At 65.9% G+C, this 14,810-nt stretch carries 15 protein-coding genes; 9 read left to right on the top strand and 6 right to left on the bottom strand.

What is annotated here, in order from left to right; all coding sequences use genetic code 11:
• The first annotated feature begins 32 nt into the window (after nucleotides 1-32).
• A complete protein-coding gene (locus IG197_RS13970; RefSeq protein WP_192312649.1) occupies nucleotides 33-956 on the top strand; it encodes a nucleoside hydrolase in 924 nt (307 codons plus the stop codon).
• A gap of 256 nt (nucleotides 957-1,212) precedes the next feature.
• On the opposite strand, the gene IG197_RS13965 is transcribed toward IG197_RS13970, so the two are convergent.
• Complete coding sequence (locus IG197_RS13965) at nucleotides 1,213-2,394, bottom strand: M20 aminoacylase family protein (RefSeq protein WP_192312647.1); 1,182 nt, start codon at nucleotides 2,392-2,394, stop codon at nucleotides 1,213-1,215.
• 90 nt (nucleotides 2,395-2,484) lie between these two features.
• Between IG197_RS13965 and IG197_RS13960 the strand changes: the two genes are divergently transcribed.
• Nucleotides 2,485-3,186: a phosphoribosyltransferase gene (locus tag IG197_RS13960; RefSeq protein WP_192312644.1), complete on the top strand. Its 702-nt coding sequence runs from the start codon at nucleotides 2,485-2,487 to the stop codon at nucleotides 3,184-3,186.
• A gap of 93 nt (nucleotides 3,187-3,279) precedes the next feature.
• On the opposite strand, the gene msrA is transcribed toward IG197_RS13960, so the two are convergent.
• On the bottom strand, nucleotides 3,280-4,020 hold the full coding sequence (gene msrA / locus IG197_RS13955) for a peptide-methionine (S)-S-oxide reductase MsrA (RefSeq protein WP_192312641.1): 741 nt from the start codon (nucleotides 4,018-4,020) through the stop codon (nucleotides 3,280-3,282).
• Nucleotides 4,021-4,107: 87 nt separating this feature from the next.
• Between msrA and IG197_RS13950 the strand changes: the two genes are divergently transcribed.
• From IG197_RS13950 to IG197_RS13920, 7 genes are read left to right on the top strand one after another with little or no spacing between them, the layout of a single operon-like run.
• Nucleotides 4,108-4,323: a hypothetical protein gene (locus tag IG197_RS13950; protein ID WP_192312638.1), complete on the top strand. Its 216-nt coding sequence runs from the start codon at nucleotides 4,108-4,110 to the stop codon at nucleotides 4,321-4,323.
• Between the two features lie 22 nt (nucleotides 4,324-4,345).
• Complete coding sequence (locus IG197_RS13945; protein WP_067955545.1) at nucleotides 4,346-4,762, top strand: Rid family hydrolase; 417 nt, start codon at nucleotides 4,346-4,348, stop codon at nucleotides 4,760-4,762.
• The gene (locus IG197_RS13940; RefSeq protein ID WP_154385222.1) at nucleotides 4,759-5,979 is read left to right on the top strand and encodes a pyridoxal phosphate-dependent aminotransferase; all 1,221 of its coding nucleotides are present in this window, start codon (nucleotides 4,759-4,761) and stop codon (nucleotides 5,977-5,979) included. Before IG197_RS13945 ends, IG197_RS13940 begins: the two co-directional genes overlap by 4 nt.
• Nucleotides 5,976-6,767: an ABC transporter ATP-binding protein gene (locus IG197_RS13935; RefSeq protein WP_182574510.1), complete on the top strand. Its 792-nt coding sequence runs from the start codon at nucleotides 5,976-5,978 to the stop codon at nucleotides 6,765-6,767. The genes IG197_RS13940 and IG197_RS13935 overlap by 4 nt, the downstream gene beginning before the upstream one ends.
• Nucleotides 6,764-7,492 (top strand): ABC transporter ATP-binding protein, encoded by a 729-nt coding sequence (locus tag IG197_RS13930; protein WP_067955541.1) that lies wholly within the window; start codon nucleotides 6,764-6,766, stop codon nucleotides 7,490-7,492. The genes IG197_RS13935 and IG197_RS13930 overlap by 4 nt, the downstream gene beginning before the upstream one ends.
• Nucleotides 7,489-8,391, top strand: a complete 903-nt coding sequence (locus IG197_RS13925) for a branched-chain amino acid ABC transporter permease (protein ID WP_154385220.1) — start codon at nucleotides 7,489-7,491, stop codon at nucleotides 8,389-8,391. Before IG197_RS13930 ends, IG197_RS13925 begins: the two co-directional genes overlap by 4 nt.
• 7 nt (nucleotides 8,392-8,398) lie before the next feature.
• Nucleotides 8,399-9,343 carry a branched-chain amino acid ABC transporter permease gene (locus tag IG197_RS13920; RefSeq protein WP_154385219.1) on the top strand — a complete coding sequence of 315 codons (945 nt, stop codon included), beginning with the start codon at nucleotides 8,399-8,401 and terminating at the stop codon, nucleotides 9,341-9,343.
• A gap of 40 nt (nucleotides 9,344-9,383) precedes the next feature.
• Here the strand turns inward: IG197_RS13920 and IG197_RS13915 are convergent, their stop codons facing one another.
• The 4 genes from IG197_RS13915 to IG197_RS13900 all read right to left on the bottom strand — a co-directional run bounded on the left by IG197_RS13915 (nucleotide 9,384) and on the right by IG197_RS13900 (nucleotide 14,805).
• Nucleotides 9,384-10,082 carry a GntR family transcriptional regulator gene (locus tag IG197_RS13915; RefSeq protein WP_067955535.1) on the bottom strand — a complete coding sequence of 233 codons (699 nt, stop codon included), beginning with the start codon at nucleotides 10,080-10,082 and terminating at the stop codon, nucleotides 9,384-9,386.
• A 106-nt stretch (nucleotides 10,083-10,188) separates the two neighbouring features.
• On the bottom strand, nucleotides 10,189-11,154 hold the full coding sequence (locus IG197_RS13910; protein ID WP_154385218.1) for an ornithine cyclodeaminase family protein: 966 nt from the start codon (nucleotides 11,152-11,154) through the stop codon (nucleotides 10,189-10,191).
• 52 nt (nucleotides 11,155-11,206) lie between these two features.
• A complete protein-coding gene (locus IG197_RS13905) occupies nucleotides 11,207-12,511 on the bottom strand; it encodes an FAD-binding oxidoreductase (RefSeq protein WP_192312635.1) in 1,305 nt (434 codons plus the stop codon).
• The gene (locus IG197_RS13900) at nucleotides 12,508-14,805 is read right to left on the bottom strand and encodes a molybdopterin guanine dinucleotide-containing S/N-oxide reductase (protein WP_192312632.1); all 2,298 of its coding nucleotides are present in this window, start codon (nucleotides 14,803-14,805) and stop codon (nucleotides 12,508-12,510) included. The genes IG197_RS13905 and IG197_RS13900 overlap by 4 nt, the downstream gene beginning before the upstream one ends.
• Between the last annotated feature and the right edge of the window lie 5 nt (nucleotides 14,806-14,810).

The raw sequence follows: 14,810 nt of genomic DNA, 5'->3' as shown, positions 1-14,810 counted from the left end.
CTTGATTTGAGACTGGAACGAAAGGTCGCGCCATGCAGCTGAAACCCACCCGCAAGGTGATCATCGACACCGATCCCGGCATCGACGATGCAGTGGCGATCCTGCTGGCGCTGAAGTCGGCCGAGTTCGACGTCATCGGAATCACGACGGTCGCCGGCAACATCGGCATTGCAACGACGACGCGCAATGCCGGCCGCATCCTCGCGCTTGAGGGCCGGGTCGACGTGCCTGTCATCGCCGGTGCCGCCGGGCCGCTGTCGCGCAAGGGTTTCGACACCGCCGACATTCACGGCAATGACGGCCTCGGCGGTGTGGCCTTCCTCGATGCGCTTTCACAGCCCGTGGCCGGCGACGCAGTCACCTGGTTGCGCGACACGCTCCGGACCGCGGAAACCGGCAGCATCGACATCCTGGCGCTCGGCCCGCTGACCAACATCGCTCGCCTGGTTACCGAGTACCCGGAGGCCGCTGGCCGCATCGGCCGCGTCATCGCCATGGGTGGTGCGGTGCACGAGCCGGGCAATATCGGCCCGCGCGCCGAGTTCAACATCGCCGCCGATCCGGAGGCCGCCGAGATCGTCTTTGGCGCCGGGCTCGACATGACGCTGATCCCGCTCGACGTTACCCGCAAGGTCCGCGCCACGCGCGACGACACGGCCATGCTGCAGGCATCCGATGTACCGGCGGCTGTCGCTTCGGGTGCGCTGATCGACGCCTATTTCCAGTCGACCACTGGCGGCGAAAGCCGGCCGCTGCACGACCCCTGCGTGATGCTGCTGGCGCTGGACGAAGAGTTGTTTGGCTGCGAGACGCTGAAGCTGGCGGTCGACACCGGCACGACTCGCGATGCGGGCGCGCTGACGGTTTCAGAAGATGGGGCTGCGGTTTCGGTGGCATTGAAGGTCGAGAGCGCTGCGGTGCTGAAGCTGCTCTATGGCAGGCTGAAGGCGGAGTAGCGCTTCGTAGCAGAAGGGAAGGCCCCCTCTCCGTCACGGCTTTGCCGTGCCACCTCTCCCCCTTCGTGGGGGTGAGGAACCCAAGTTCTGAGGTCCAGATATCGTTGCTGCAGCAAAGCTTGGTTCATTCTGGGTGAACCTATGTGTTCAGGGCATCGCTGGCGATTAGCGTTTCCTCGCCCCACGAAGTGGGGAGAGGTGGCACGGCGAAGCCGTGACGGAGAGGGGGCTTTCAGCGCGCGCTGACGACCAACAACTACGCCGCCGCCAGCTCCTGCTCGACCAGCGTCGTCCAGAACTTCACGCCGCTCGCCAGCGCGTCGTCGTTGAAGTCGTAGTGGCTGTTGTGGTGCAGGGCGCCGTCGACGGCGGGGCCGTTGCCGAGCCAGACATATGCGCCGGGCACTTCCTGGCTGAACATGGCGAAGTCGTCGCCGGCGGTCGATGGCGGAAACTCGGTCATCACCTTGTCGATGCCCAAGGCTGCCTGAGCCGCAGCCAATGCCCGGCGTGTCGTGTCCCGGTCGTTCACGACAGGCGGCATCTGCCTGAAATAGCGGTACTCTGCCTCGATGCCGTAGAGCTTCGCCGAGCCCTCGGCCAGCGCGCCGATCTCTTTTTCCAGCTGGTCGCGCACGGCGGCCGAATAGGCGCGCGAGGTGCCGCCGATCTTGACCAGATCGGGGATGACGTTGAGCGCCTCGAAGCTGCCCGCTTCCATGGCGCAGGCGCTGACCACCGCCGGCTGGAGGGGATCGACGCGGCGTGCGACGATGGTGTGGAGTGCTGTCAGGAACTGGCCGGCGGCCGTCATCGCGTCGCGGCCGAGATGCGGCTTGGCGCCATGGGTGCCGATGCCCTTGAAGGTGACGGTCCAGCGGTCGGACGAGGCGAGCTGCGGCCCTGCAACAACCGCCATGCTATCGGTGGCGATGCCGGGCATGTTGTGCAGACCGTAGACGGCATCGACCGGAAACTGCTTGAAGAAACCGTCCTCGATCATCGCCTTGGCGCCGCCACGACCTTCCTCGGCCGGCTGGAAGATGAAATGCACAGTGCCGGAAAAGCTCTTGCGACGGGCGAGTTCGCGGGCGGCACCCAAAAGCATGACGGTATGGCCGTCATGGCCGCAGGCGTGCATCTTGCCTGACACGGTCGACTTGTAGGCCCGGTCTTGGGCCATCTCGGGCATGGCGAGCGCGTCCATGTCGGCGCGCAGCGCGATGCGGCGCGAGCCGTCGCCGAGCTTCAGCGTGCCGACGACGCCGGTCTTGCCGAGCCCGGTCTGCACCGAGATGCCGGCCTCGGCCAGCATCTTCTGCACGATGCCTGATGTGCGTAGTTCCTCGAAGCCCAGCTCGGGATGGGCGTGGATGTCGCGGCGCAGCGCCGTCAGCATCTCGATTTCGCCCTTGTCGTGCCCGGCCGTCGATGTCATCACGCAAACTCCGTTCGGCCCGGTTCTGCAATCTCAGGCGCCCAGGGCCATCAGCGCCGCATGTCCCCTTCTGCAACAGAAAGGCCCGTTGTGCCACTCGCTCCGCATCAATTCTGGCAGACAGTTTATCCCGCGGACACGTTCGACGCTGCACCGGCGGACGGCTTCCACGACCTCTATCCGGCATCGCTGCCCGACGGACGTCAGATCGCGCTGCCCGTCCGCGTCCTGCCGGGCGACGGCAGCCAGGCAGTGGCCTCGATGATCGTCAACCAGGCGAGCTTCGCCGTCGAGGATGCGCTGTCGGATGCCATGGCGGCCCATGCCCGGGTCTACGCGCCCGAGGTCGTCATCGGCGTGCCGACGCTCGGCCTGCCTTTGGCCAATGGCGTTGCTCGGCGTCTCGGGCATGACAGGATGGTGGCGCTCGGGACGTCGCGAAAGTTCTGGTACAGCGAGGAACTATCCGAGCCGATGAGCTCGATCACCAGTCCGGAGCACGCCAAGCGGCTTTATCTCGATCCGCGCATGCTGCCGCTGCTCGAGGGACGGCGAGTGCTGGTCGTCGACGATGTGATAAGCTCCGGCACCTCGATGCTGGCGGTGCTGAAGCTGCTGGCCAAGGCCGGCATGCGGCCGGCCGCCGCCGTCTTCGGCATGCTGCAGGGCGACGTCTGGCGCCGGGCGATCACCGAGCTCGATGCCAGCTACATCGCCCATATCCACGGCGCCATTACCTCGCCGCGCCTCAGCCGCAGCTCCAGTGGCGGCTGGTTCCCGAAGCAGGACTAGGCTTCATCCACACGGTTGTTCCAGGCGCCTGCTTGCGACGTTCCGGTCGGGCACATCGCGCCAAGATGCTGCCTGCTGGAACGCCCGTTGTTATCAGTTGGATGCCTTGGCCTCCGAGACCAGCACCGGGTCATTGCGGTAGCGATCCGGGAACAGGCGCTTGAGGTTCTCGATCTTCGGCAGGTCGTTGTAGACGATGTAGGGGTAGGTCGGGTTCAGGCTCAGGAAGTCCTGATGATAGTCCTCGGCCTTGTAGAAGGCGCGTCCGGGTTCGATCGTCGTCGCGATCGCCGCGTCGAAGACCTTGGCCTTGTCGAGCTGTGCGACATAGGCCTTGGCAACTCTCGCCTGTTCGGCATCGGTCGGGAAGATGGTCGAGCGGTATTGGGTGCCGGTATCTGGACCCTGGCGGTTGAGCTGGGTCGGGTCATGCGCGACCGAGAAATAGACCTGCAGGATCCGACCATAGCTGATCTTGCTCGGATCGAAGGTGACCTTGACCGCCTCCGCGTGGCCGGTCGCGCCGCTGCCGACGACGTTGTATTGCGCCGTCTGCTTGTCGCCGCCGGCATAGCCTGACACGGCGTTGGTGACGCCCTCGACGTGCTGGAACACACCCTGCACGCCCCAGAAGCAGCCGCCTGCGAGTACCGCCACCTCCGAATTGCCTTGCGCAGTCGCGTCGATCGCCGGCGGCGGAATCTTTATCCCCTCCTGCGCCACACCAGGGGTCGTCAGAGCCCAGGCGCCAAATACGGCAGCCGCGACCGAAAGCCAGAATGCCGGGCGACAGCCGGCAACGGTCCGTCTTGCCGCAACGAGTTTCCTTGTCATCGAACTACTCCCGTTTGTCGTTCCTGGGCCATGCCGCTTGCGGGACGCCCGGGGGACCTGTTCGGCCCGCCAGTAGAGGATACGGAGATGGAGGTGGCTTTGTTACGCGATATCGCCGTGGGTCACGCGCATTTGACTGCCGCGCCGGTCAGGCCGGCGTTCGCGAGCCGGTGTCCGGCAAAGGGCTACCGACCGTTTCAATCCCTGCAACCTCCGTTCATCAAGGCAAAACGCCGACACCATTCCGAGGCAGTTGATCTCACCGCGAACTTACGTTATCACGATGATGGTTTGATCAAATGAGCGCGAAAGGCAGAGGCGACCAATGACCCGAAAAGCGATCTATTCAGGTTCTCCCTTCGAGGAACTGGCTGGCTACTCACGAGCCGTGGTCGATGGCGACTGGATTTTCGTTTCGGGTACGGCGGGATACGATCCCGAGATCGGCGGCTTCGACCCGGACGCGGCGGTGCAGACGCGCCGCGCGCTCGACATCATCGCCGCTGCCCTGGCCGAGGCGGACTCCAGCATGCGCGACATAGTGTCGGTGCGCGTCAATCTTGCCAGCCGCGACGACGTCAATGCCGTCTCGCGCCTGCTCGGCCAGACCTTCTCCGATCCGCGCCCGACCAACACCACCGTCATCGTCGGTTTCGCCGTCGAGGAGATCAAGGTCGAGCTCGAGGTCATCGCGCGGCGTCAGGCCGACACCGCTGCAGATGTTGCCAAGGTGGGACAATGAGGCGGGTCGCGCGGCGTATCTCCGGGACGCCACAGAAATCATTCGGCATGTACCAGAAGGCTGCGGCACTCGCCGGCAGCGGGCGCGACCTCATCCATCTCGAACTCGGCCGCCCGGCGGCCGACACGCCCGAACACATCAAGCAGGCGACGATCGCGGCGATCCTGGCCGGCGACGTCCACTACAGCGACCTCAAAGGCACCGCGAGCTTTCGTGAGGCGCTCGCCGAAAAGCTGCGCAACCAGAACGGCATGGATGTGAGCGCAGCCGACATCCTGGTCACCAATGGCCTGACGCATGCCTCGTTCGCGGCGTTCCTTGCCTTGCTCGATCCGGGTGACGAAGCGATCCTGCTCGACCCGTTTTATCCCCAGCACATCGGCAAGATCGAACTGGCCGGCGCCAGGCCAGTGTTCGTGACGCTGGATGCAGCCGACGACTTCGCCCTCAGGCCCGAGCTGATCGAGGCCGCCATCACCGAGCGCACCCGGATGATCGTGCTGGTCAATCCGGTCAACCCGACCGGCCGCGTCTATTCGCGCACCGAGCTCGAGGGCCTCGCCGAACTGGCGATCCGGCGCGACCTGCTCGTCGTCTCCGACGAGGTCTACGAAGACATGGTCTATGATGGCCGCGAGCATGTCAGCATCGCGGCACTGCCCGGCATGGCCGAGCGCACCATCACCGCTTTTGCATTCACCAAATCCTTTGCCATGGATGGGTGGCGTCTCGGCTACATGGCAGCCCCTTCCTGGGCGATGCCCGGGCTGCTGAAGATCACCGCCAACGACGCCACCCACGTCAATACATTTATCCAGGCCGGTGGTCGTGCCGCGATCACCGGCCCTTCCGCAGTGCTTGCCGAACTGGTCGACCACGACCGCCAGAAGCGCGATCTCGTCGTTCGCCGCCTGAACCAGATGCCGGGTGTGAAGTGCCCGTCGCCGCAAGGCGCCATCTACGCTTTCCCCGACATCTCGGCCTTCGGCATCCCGTCGCAGGCGCTTGCCGAAAGGATCCTTGACGAGGCGGATGTGGTCGTCGAAGCCGGCAGCTTCTATGGTCGGTCGGGCGAAGGCCATCTTCGCGTCTGCTTCGGCTCCGAGAGCCTCGAGCGGCTGGACGAAGGCATGGATCGGCTGTCCAGGTTCTTCAACAATCTCTGGGACGGCCGCGATGGCGCGCCGGCCAGCGGCGAAAGGCGGGGCAGCGCATGACACAGACCGGCGATGTCATCCTGCAGACCCGGGGCCTCTCGAGGAGTTTCGGCGCGCTCAAGGCCGTGGACGGTGTCGACATTTCGGTCAAGGCGGGCCAGATCACCGGCCTGATCGGTCCCAACGGCGCCGGCAAGAGCACGTTGTTCGGCCTCATTGCCGGCGAAGTTCAGCCGAGCGCCGGCGAGGTGATCTTCGACGGCAAGCCCATTTCGGGCCTCAGGCCCGACAGGATCTTCCGCGCCGGCCTGGCGCGGACCTTCCAGATCCCGCGGCCGTTTCCCCAGATGTCGGTACTCGAGAACGTCATGCTGTCGGCCACCGCTCAGTCGGGCGAGACATTCTGGAACAACTGGTTCCGCAGCGGCCTTGTCGCCGCCGAGGAGCGCCGCTCCCGCGAAAGGGCGATGGAGGTTCTCGCCTTCACCGGCCTCGCCGACAAGGCGCGCGACCTCGCCGGGGTGCTTTCGGGCGGCCAGCAGAAATTGCTCGAACTTGCCCGCGTCATGATGGTCGACCCGCCGCTCATCCTGCTCGACGAGCCGACGGCCGGCGTCAACCCGACGCTCATCGAGACGCTGATCGACAAGATCGTGGCGCTGAACGAACGTGGCGTCGCCTTCCTCATTGTCGAGCACAACATGGACATGGTGATGCGCATCTGCCGCCACATCGTGGTGATGGCGCAGGGCCGGGTGATCTTCGAAGGTGACCCGGCCGGCGTGATGAAGGAGCAGCGCGTCGTCGACGCCTATCTCGGTGACGTCAGTGTGGGAGAACTGGCATGAGCGCACCCGTCTGCGAGGCGCGCAACCTGCGCGCCAGCTATATCCCCGGCATGCCGATCGTCTTCGACATCTCGGTCATCGTCGATGCCGGCGAACTGGTCACGCTGATCGGCCCGAACGGGGCCGGCAAGTCGACTTTCCTCAAGGCGTTGGCCGGCCTGGTGCTGGTCGAGGGCGGCGAGGTCAGGCTCGGCGGCCAGCGCATTTCCGGGCTGCCGACGCATGAGATCATCGCCGCGGGCGTCGGTTTCGTGCCGCAGACCAGCAACGTCTTTTCGTCGCTGTCGATCGAGGACAATCTGATCAGCGGCGGCCACACCTTGCCGCGTTCGCTGTTGCGCGAACGCGTGCAACGGGCCTTCGAGCATTTTCCTGCTCTGGCGGATCGCCGCCGCGCCGCTGCCAACGTGCTGTCGGGCGGCCAGCGCCAGATGCTCGCGGTGGCACGCGCGCTGATGACCGACCCGCGCGTCATCATGCTCGACGAGCCCACGGCTGGCCTGGCGCCCAAGATCGTGCACGAGGTGCTCGACGACCTGCGCCGCCTCGCCAAGAGCGGAGTCGCGGTGCTGATGGTGGAGCAGAATGCCAAGGCAGCCCTTCGGGTTTCCGACCGTGCCTATGTCCTGGTCGAGGGCCGCAACCACATGACGGGAACGGCGGCCGACCTGCTCGACAACGACGCCATTGCCGAAGCATTCCTGGGCTTCCGGAGGAAATCATGATCGGACAAGCCATCGCCGACGGTCTCTTGACCGGCGGTATCCTCGCGCTCGGGGCAATCGGCTATTCGCTGTGCGCGCACATGCTGAAATTCGCCAACTTCGCCCATGCCGAAATGCTGACCTGGGGCGCCTACATGGCGCTTGCCGTCGTCACCGTCCTGCCCGCCGGTCAAGCCATCGGCCCGTTTTCCTTCGGCTGGCCGCTGCTCGTGGCAATCGTCGTCTCCTGCATCGGCACCGGGCTGATCGCCATCGCCGCCGACACGCTGGTGTTTTCCAGGCTCAGAAAGCGCCGCGCAAGCAGCCTGACATTGGTCTTCGCCAGCTTCGGCATCGCGCTGATCCTGCGCAATCTGGTGCTCTTCGTCTGGGGTGCCGACGCCCACTATTATGGCCAGGAGCTGCAGATCTCGCTGGAGATCCTGCCCAACGTCAGGATGATGCCCGACCAGGTGCTCGTCCTGGCGCTGACCGTGGCGCTGGTCGTGGCACTGCACCTGTTCCTGAAACACAGCCGCATCGGCGTCGCCATGCGATCGATGGCCGAGAACCCGGCATTGTCGCAGGTCTGCGGCATCGACATTGCCAAGGTGGTCCGCTGGACCTGGATGCTGAGCGGCGCCCTTGCCGCAATAGCCGGCGTATTTGCTGGCCTGACCGTGCAGATTCGTCCGGAGATGGGCTTCAACATGCTTCTGGCGCTGTTCACGGCGGCGATCCTCGGCGGTACCGGCAGCCTGTTTGGCGCGGTCGCCGGCGGCCTGATCGTCGGCCTCACCGAAAGCCTGTCGGCGCTGGTCATTCCGACCGGCTACAAGGCGGCGGTGCCCTTCGGCCTGCTGCTCATCATCCTCTATCTCAGGCCGCAGGGCCTGTTCTCCAGGTCGGCACGCGTGTGAGGCTCAGATGATCGGATTTGTTTCGTATCTCGTATTCTTCCTCACCGTTGCGCTGATACTCGGCATCGCGACGCTTGGGCTCAACCTGCAATGGGGCGGCACCGGCCTGTTCAACGCTGGTATCGTCGGCTTCTACGCCATCGGCGCCTACACCTTTGCGATCCTGACGGCACCACCGCGGCCGGAACTGCTTGGCAATTTCGAACTGCCCTGGATCGTCGGCGTGGTCGGCGCGATGGCTGCCGCAGCACTTGCGGCGCTCATCACCGGACTGGCAACGGTCCGGCTGCGCGGCGACTACCTCGCTGTCGCCACCTTCGGCATAGCCGTCACCATCCAGCTCGTCGCCACCAACTTCGAGGCACTGACCGGCGGCACGATGGGCATCGCCTCGATCCCCAACCCGTTCCGCGGCCTGTTTGCCACGCCGCTGGCCAACAATCTCGGCTACCTCGCCGTCATCGTTGCGATCCTTGCCGTCGCCTATGTCGCGCTTGAGCGCATCGCGCGATCGCCATGGGGACGCGTGCTCAAGGCAATTCGCGAGGACGAGGTCGCGGCCGAGACGCTGGGCAAGAACACCCGCAGCTTCCGGCTGCAGGCATTCGTCATCGGCTCGACGCTGATGGGCCTTGCAGGTGCGCTCTATGCCAGCTTCATCGGCTTCGTCAGCCCGTTCGACTTCCTGCCGATCCTGACCTTCCAGATCTGGGCGATGCTGATCATCGGCGGCAGCGGCAACAATCGCGGCGCCATCCTCGGCGCGATCGTCGTCTGGGGCATCTGGAGCGTCATTGGTGCTGTGGCGTCGAAGATGTTGCCGGTGCAGCTCCAGATCTATGGCGGTGCCGCCCAGGCGATGATCATCGGCCTGGCGCTGGTGCTGGTGCTGCTGCTGCGCCCACGCGGCCTGATCGGCGAGCAACCGGTCACCTCGCGCCACGCCGTCTGAGCGGCCGGACAGCAAGGGCCGGCGCCGGCGCGCCGGCCCGTCAGTTCGTCTCGACAGTTTCCTTGCACAGGCGGCGCAGCAACGCCTGCGTGGTCTCGATGTCGCCCTTGATCGCCTTGGCGGCGCCACGCGCGTCACCGGCATCCATCGCCTCGATCAGGTCGCGATGGTGCGAGCTCGGCTGGTACTTGCCGGAGATCAGCACCGGCTCGATATGGCCGGACAACATGCGCATATAGGGGCCGAAGCGCAGCCACAGGCTCTGGATGAACTGGATGATGACGGGCGAGCCGCAGCACTCGTAGATGGCGAAATGCAGCTCCTGGTTCCGGACCATCATGTCCTCGAGGTTGCGGTCGTTGGCGGCCGCCTCATGCTCTTCGACGAGATGCCGGAAGGTCTTGCGGTCGGCGGGCGTCGAACGCTCGGTGGCGAGCTTGGTCGCCAGCGTTTCCAGTGCGATGCGCGTCAGGCACAGATCGTCCAGGGCGGCCAGGCTGACGGTGGGAACCTGCGCCGAGCCGGTGGTCAGCACCACAAGCGCGTTTTCCGCGATCAGGCGACGCAGCGCCTCGCGCACCGGCATGTGGCTGGTCTTGAACGTGTCCGACAGCATGGCGATGGTCAGTGTCTGGCCGGGGTCGAAATGGCCCGACATCAGCGCCTTGCGCAGCTGGCGATAGATACCGTCCTGAATCGTCGAGCGCGACGACACGGGCTCCAGGAAATCGACGCTCATCCAGCATCCTTTTTTGATCAAACGATGAATTCGTACATAGCATAGAAATCGCGCCGTACGGTATCAAGCCGGCACGGCGCGCATGAACTGTTTGCCGGCGAAGGCTCTACCAGTCGATCCTTTGGCCGAGGCCCCTGTCGGTCGCGTTCTTCACGGCGCGGATGGCCGCCGCTGCATCCTCCACGGCAATGCCGAGCGACTTGAACACCGTAAGCTCCCGCGGTGACGACCGCCCCGGATGCAATCCGGCAAGCACCTCGCCGAGCTCGGCACGGGCATGGTCGGGACCGATCACGCCGCGCTCGAGTGGCTGCAGCAGCTCGCCGCACTCGACGGCGGCCTGGCTGCGCGAATCGACGAAGAAGGCGGAAGTGGCGACGATGTCGTCGCCAAGCTCGCGGGCCGCGCGGTTGCTCGAGCCGACGGCATTGATGTGGCAGCCCGGCTTCAGCCAGCCGAGCTCGACGATAGGTTCCTTCGAGCCGGTCAAGGTGCAGACGACGTCGGCATCTGCGACCGCGGCCTGCGCGCTGTCGGCCACCGCGCCGCCGCTCTTGCGGGCAAGTTCCACGAGCTTGTCGCGCGAGCGGCCCCAGAGCACGAAGGCTGCGTCCGGTATGACATGGCGCAGTGCCTCGATATGCGTCTCGGCCTGCGTGCCGGTTCCGAGGATGGCAACCGTCCTGGCGCCGGGCCGGGCCAGGGTCGCGGTTGCCACGGCAGAGGTCGCGGCGGTGCGCCGGGCGGTGATTTCGGTGGCGTCGAGCACGGCGCGCAACTGGCCGGTTTCGCCGTCATTGAGCAGCACGGCGCCCTGGTGGTTGTCGAGGCCACGCGCCGCATTGTCGTGAGCGACCAGCACATCCTTCAGGCACCAGAGCTTCTCGCCGCCTGCTTGCGAGAATGTCGGCATCAGCCCCATCAGCACCTCGCCGGGGCCGGCATTGAGCTGCTGGCGCGGAAACAGCCGGTAGCTGCCGGTGGCAAAGTCCGACAACGCTGTACGCATCGCATCGATGCAGTCGGCCATGGGCAAGGCGGCGGCGACAGCCTGCCGGTTGAGGATCAGCATCGAAACGGCTCCTTTGCGAGGCCAGACAGAGATATGCCGCGCTAGCGGGCGATTACAATCCCTGGCGCCGGTCCTGCCACCTGGCCTGGGCGATGGCGACCGACGGGGCTGCAGCGGCGAAACTGCGAAACGGCAGGGCGCGCGGCGAAGCCTCGGGGATCGGCAACGCGTCGAGCGGCGTGCCTGACGCAGCGTCGGCCAGCACCTCGCCGAGCATGGCGGTCAAGGCGATACCTCGGCCGTTGCAGCCGATGCCGCCGATGAAGCGCGGGCCGAACTCATAGACATGTGGCAGGAAGTCGGTGGTCATGGCGGCGGTGCCGCGCCAGATGCTTTCGACGGCAGGCGGTCGCGGCAAGCCGAGCTCGGCCTGCAGGCGCCCGGCGACCATCGCGGCCATGCGCGCCTCGGCGCCAAGCGGAAGCATCGACATGCCGCCGCTGATCAGCCGGTTGTTGCGGTCGAGCCTGAAGGTGAAGAGATTGGCACGCGTGTCGGCGACGGGGTTCCGCTCCGGCGAAATGCGCCGCACAGTGACCTCGTCGAGCGGGGCGGTGGCAATCTGATAGACGCGCAGCGGCACGACGATGCGGCCGAGGCGGCGGGCGGCGCCCTGTTCCGAGGCATTGGTGCACAGCAGGACCTTATCGGCGTCGATCGTGCTTTGTCCGCTGGTCAGCCGCCAGCCATCGTTCGACCGCTCCACGGCCTGGACAGGTGTGTGTTCGTGGATCGATGCACCGGCCTTGATGGCAGCGCTCGCCAATCCATAGGCGTAGTTGAGCGGGTGCAGTGTGCCGCCGCTCTCATCGATGAGGGCGCCGGCATTGTGCCTGAGGCTGGCGCGGCGGCGCGCCTCGCCGCAATTGAGCATGCGCACCGGACGGCCCAGTGCCTGCCAGGCCTGCGCCCGGCGTTCGAGGGTGCCGAGCATCGTTTCCGAATGCGCGACATGCATCCAGCCGACCTGCTCGGAATCGCAAGCGATGCCATGTTCGTGGATGGTCGCGTAGACGCGATCGGCGCCGCCACCGATCATCTGCAGCAGTCTGTAGCCGCGTTCCTCGCCAAGCTTGCCAACCACCGCCGCAGGGTCGGCCTTGGCGAAATTCGGCACCACGAAACCGGCATTGAGTCCGCTCGCGCCGCTGCCGATCGTCTCCGCCTCGAGCACGGCGACACGCGCGCCACGTCGGGCGAGGTGGAGTGCAGCGGTCAGGCCGGTGAAGCCGGCGCCGATGATTGCCACGTCGACCTTGCTTGCAGCGCGCAAGGGCTGGGTGACAGGGGCCGGATTGGCGGTTTGCCACCACACGGTACGCATGTGTTGGTGCGGCGCGCTCTGTGCGGTGGTCATGATGTCGCGAAGTCCGGCAGGCAAAAGGCGGTGACAGGTGGAAGCGGGCCGGCAAAGGCGGCGATCTCTACAAGGCACGTCTGGGCGCTGCAGCCTTGCGACAGGCCGGACGCCGGCATGTCGAGCGTCAGCACGTTCGGGTTGCCGTGCTTTTCGAGCCCGGTCACGGGGTCCGGATCGAACCAGGCGCCGGTGTTGAGCCGCACCACGCCGGGCATGATGTCGCCGGTGATGGTGACGGCGGCCAGACAGCGGCCGCGGTCGTTGAACAGCTCGACGATCTGTCCTTGTTCCAGCCCGCGTTGCGCAGCATCCCGAGGGTTCATGTAGACCAGCTCGCGCCCATTTGACTTGCCGCCGGCGCTGTGGGGGCTGGCGTCGAGCTGGCTGTGCAGCCGGCGCGCCGGCTGGTCGGTCAGAAGGTGCAGCGGATATCTGGTGGCGAGCCCGGCGCCCAGCCACTCCACCGGTGCCATCCATGTCGCATGGCCGGGGCAGTCGTCCAGGCTGAAGCCGGCGATACGCTGCGAGAAGATCTCGATCTTGCCCGATGGTGTACCGAGCGGTTTGCGCTCCGGATCGGCGACGAAATCGGCAAGCATGGTGACCGGCTGGTCGAGTGGGGTCAGGTCGATCAGCCCATCGCGCCAGAAGGTTTCGAAATCGGGCAGGTCGAGCCCGCGCGCGCGATTGAGCGGCCGGCATTCCTCGTAGAGCCGCGACAGCCAGCCCGTCGCGTCGAGCCCTTCGGAGAAGGTTTCGCCGCAGCCGAGCCGCTCGGCCAATTCGGCGAAGATGGCGTAGTCGTCGCGCGCCTCTCCCGCCGGCGGCACTGCTTGCTTCATGGCGACGATGAAGGCCTCCAGCGTGGCGGAACCGATATCGTCGCGTTCGAGCGAGATCGTCGCCGGCAAGACGATATCGGCGCGCTTGGCCGTCGGCGTCCAGTACTGCTCGTTGACGATGACTGTGTCGGGCTTCTGCCAGGCCTTGAGCAGGCGGTTGAGATCCTGGTGATGGTGGAACGGGTTGCCGCCGGCCCAATAGATCAGGTGGATGTCAGGGTAATTCTGCGTCTTGCCGTTGTAGGTGAAGGGCGCGCCGGGATTGAGCAGCATGTCGGCGATGCGGGCGACCGGAATGAAGTCGGGAATGCCCGGCTTGAGCTGCGACAGCGTCGGCCCCTTGATGCGGGTGTGGGCGCTGCCGACAAGATTTGCCGCGCCATAACCGACGCCGAAACCGCCGCCAGGCTTCCCGATCTGGCCGAGCATTGCCGCCAGCGTCACCACCATCCAGTAGGGTTGTTCGCCATGGCTGGCGCGCTGCATCGACCACGAAACATTGAGCATCGTGCGTGCCGATGCCATATGGCGGGCAAGATCGACGATGGTTCCGGCAGGCACGCCGCTGATCTCTTCGGCCCATTCGGGTGTCTTCGGCACACCGTCGGTGGCTCCGGTGAGGTAGGGGACGAAGTTCTCGAAACCCGTGCAGCAGCGGTCGAGGAAGGCCTCGTCGTGCAGGTCTTCGCTGTAGAGTACCCAGGCCAGCGCGAGCATCAGGGCGGTGTCGGTGTTGGGTCGGCAGGCGATCCATTCGGCCGCATCGGAGACGGCGCCGAAATTGTCGCGCACCGGGCCGATATTGACGAAGCGGGTGCCGGCCGCGCGCATGCCGGCAAGGCCCGCCGGCACGCCGTGCAGGGCGACGCCGCCGGCATTGATCTGCGCATTCTTGACCGGCACGCCGCCGAAGCTGACGAACAGCTCGCAATGCGCGGCCAGCGTGTCCCAGGAGGAATGGCCGGCCATCAGTTCGTCCATGCTGGTCACGATATGCGGCAGCACGACATTGGCGGCGCCCAGGCTGTAGGAATCGACATGCCGGACATAGCCGCCGGCGGCATTCAGGAAGCGGTGCACCTGGCTTTGCGCGTGGTGAAAGCGGCCGGCACTCGACCAGCCATAGGAGCCACCGAAGATCGACGCATTGCCGTGGCTCGTCCGGACCCGGTCGATCTCGGCGGCTGCGAGGTCGAGGGCGAGGTCCCATTCGACCTCGACGAAGGGATCGCTGCCGCGTCGTTCCGATGCAGTGCCAGGGCCGTGATCGAGCCAGCTCTTGCGTATCGCCGGGCGCCGGACCCGGAGCCTGTCGAGCGCCGGGTCGAGTTGGTAAAGGCCGATCGGGCTCGGGTCCCGATCGCGCCTGAACGGCTTGAGGGCAGGCAAGCCGTTCCCGCGGGGTTCGACCTCGTAGGTGCCCCAATGGGAAAGCGTGTAGCTGGTCATGCCCG

Origin of the sequence: Aminobacter sp. SR38 (genome assembly GCF_014843375.1) — a bacterium.
Classification (GTDB): Bacteria; Pseudomonadota; Alphaproteobacteria; order Rhizobiales; family Rhizobiaceae; genus Aminobacter; species Aminobacter ciceronei.
Note: the sequence above shows the minus strand (reverse complement) of the source record. Positions and strands in the feature narration are given on the sequence as shown.

Bases quoted from the DNA above. Each gene is read 5' to 3' on its own strand.
- IG197_RS13970 (WP_192312649.1), top strand. From the start codon at position 33: ATGCAGCTGAAACCCACCCGCAAGGTGATCATCGACACCGATCCCGGC.
- IG197_RS13965 (WP_192312647.1), bottom strand. From the start codon at position 2,394: ATGACATCGACGGCCGGGCACGACAAGGGCGAAATCGAGATGCTGACG.
- msrA (WP_192312641.1), bottom strand. From the start codon at position 4,020: ATGACAAGGAAACTCGTTGCGGCAAGACGGACCGTTGCCGGCTGTCGC.
- IG197_RS13950 (WP_192312638.1), top strand. From the start codon at position 4,108: ATGGAGGTGGCTTTGTTACGCGATATCGCCGTGGGTCACGCGCATTTG.
- IG197_RS13945 (WP_067955545.1), top strand. From the start codon at position 4,346: ATGACCCGAAAAGCGATCTATTCAGGTTCTCCCTTCGAGGAACTGGCT.
- IG197_RS13940 (WP_154385222.1), top strand. From the start codon at position 4,759: ATGAGGCGGGTCGCGCGGCGTATCTCCGGGACGCCACAGAAATCATTC.
- IG197_RS13935 (WP_182574510.1), top strand. From the start codon at position 5,976: ATGACACAGACCGGCGATGTCATCCTGCAGACCCGGGGCCTCTCGAGG.
- IG197_RS13930 (WP_067955541.1), top strand. From the start codon at position 6,764: ATGAGCGCACCCGTCTGCGAGGCGCGCAACCTGCGCGCCAGCTATATC.
- IG197_RS13925 (WP_154385220.1), top strand. From the start codon at position 7,489: ATGATCGGACAAGCCATCGCCGACGGTCTCTTGACCGGCGGTATCCTC.
- IG197_RS13920 (WP_154385219.1), top strand. From the start codon at position 8,399: ATGATCGGATTTGTTTCGTATCTCGTATTCTTCCTCACCGTTGCGCTG.
- IG197_RS13915 (WP_067955535.1), bottom strand. From the start codon at position 10,082: ATGAGCGTCGATTTCCTGGAGCCCGTGTCGTCGCGCTCGACGATTCAG.
- IG197_RS13910 (WP_154385218.1), bottom strand. From the start codon at position 11,154: ATGCTGATCCTCAACCGGCAGGCTGTCGCCGCCGCCTTGCCCATGGCC.
- IG197_RS13905 (WP_192312635.1), bottom strand. From the start codon at position 12,511: ATGACCACCGCACAGAGCGCGCCGCACCAACACATGCGTACCGTGTGG.
- IG197_RS13900 (WP_192312632.1), bottom strand. From the start codon at position 14,805: ATGACCAGCTACACGCTTTCCCATTGGGGCACCTACGAGGTCGAACCC.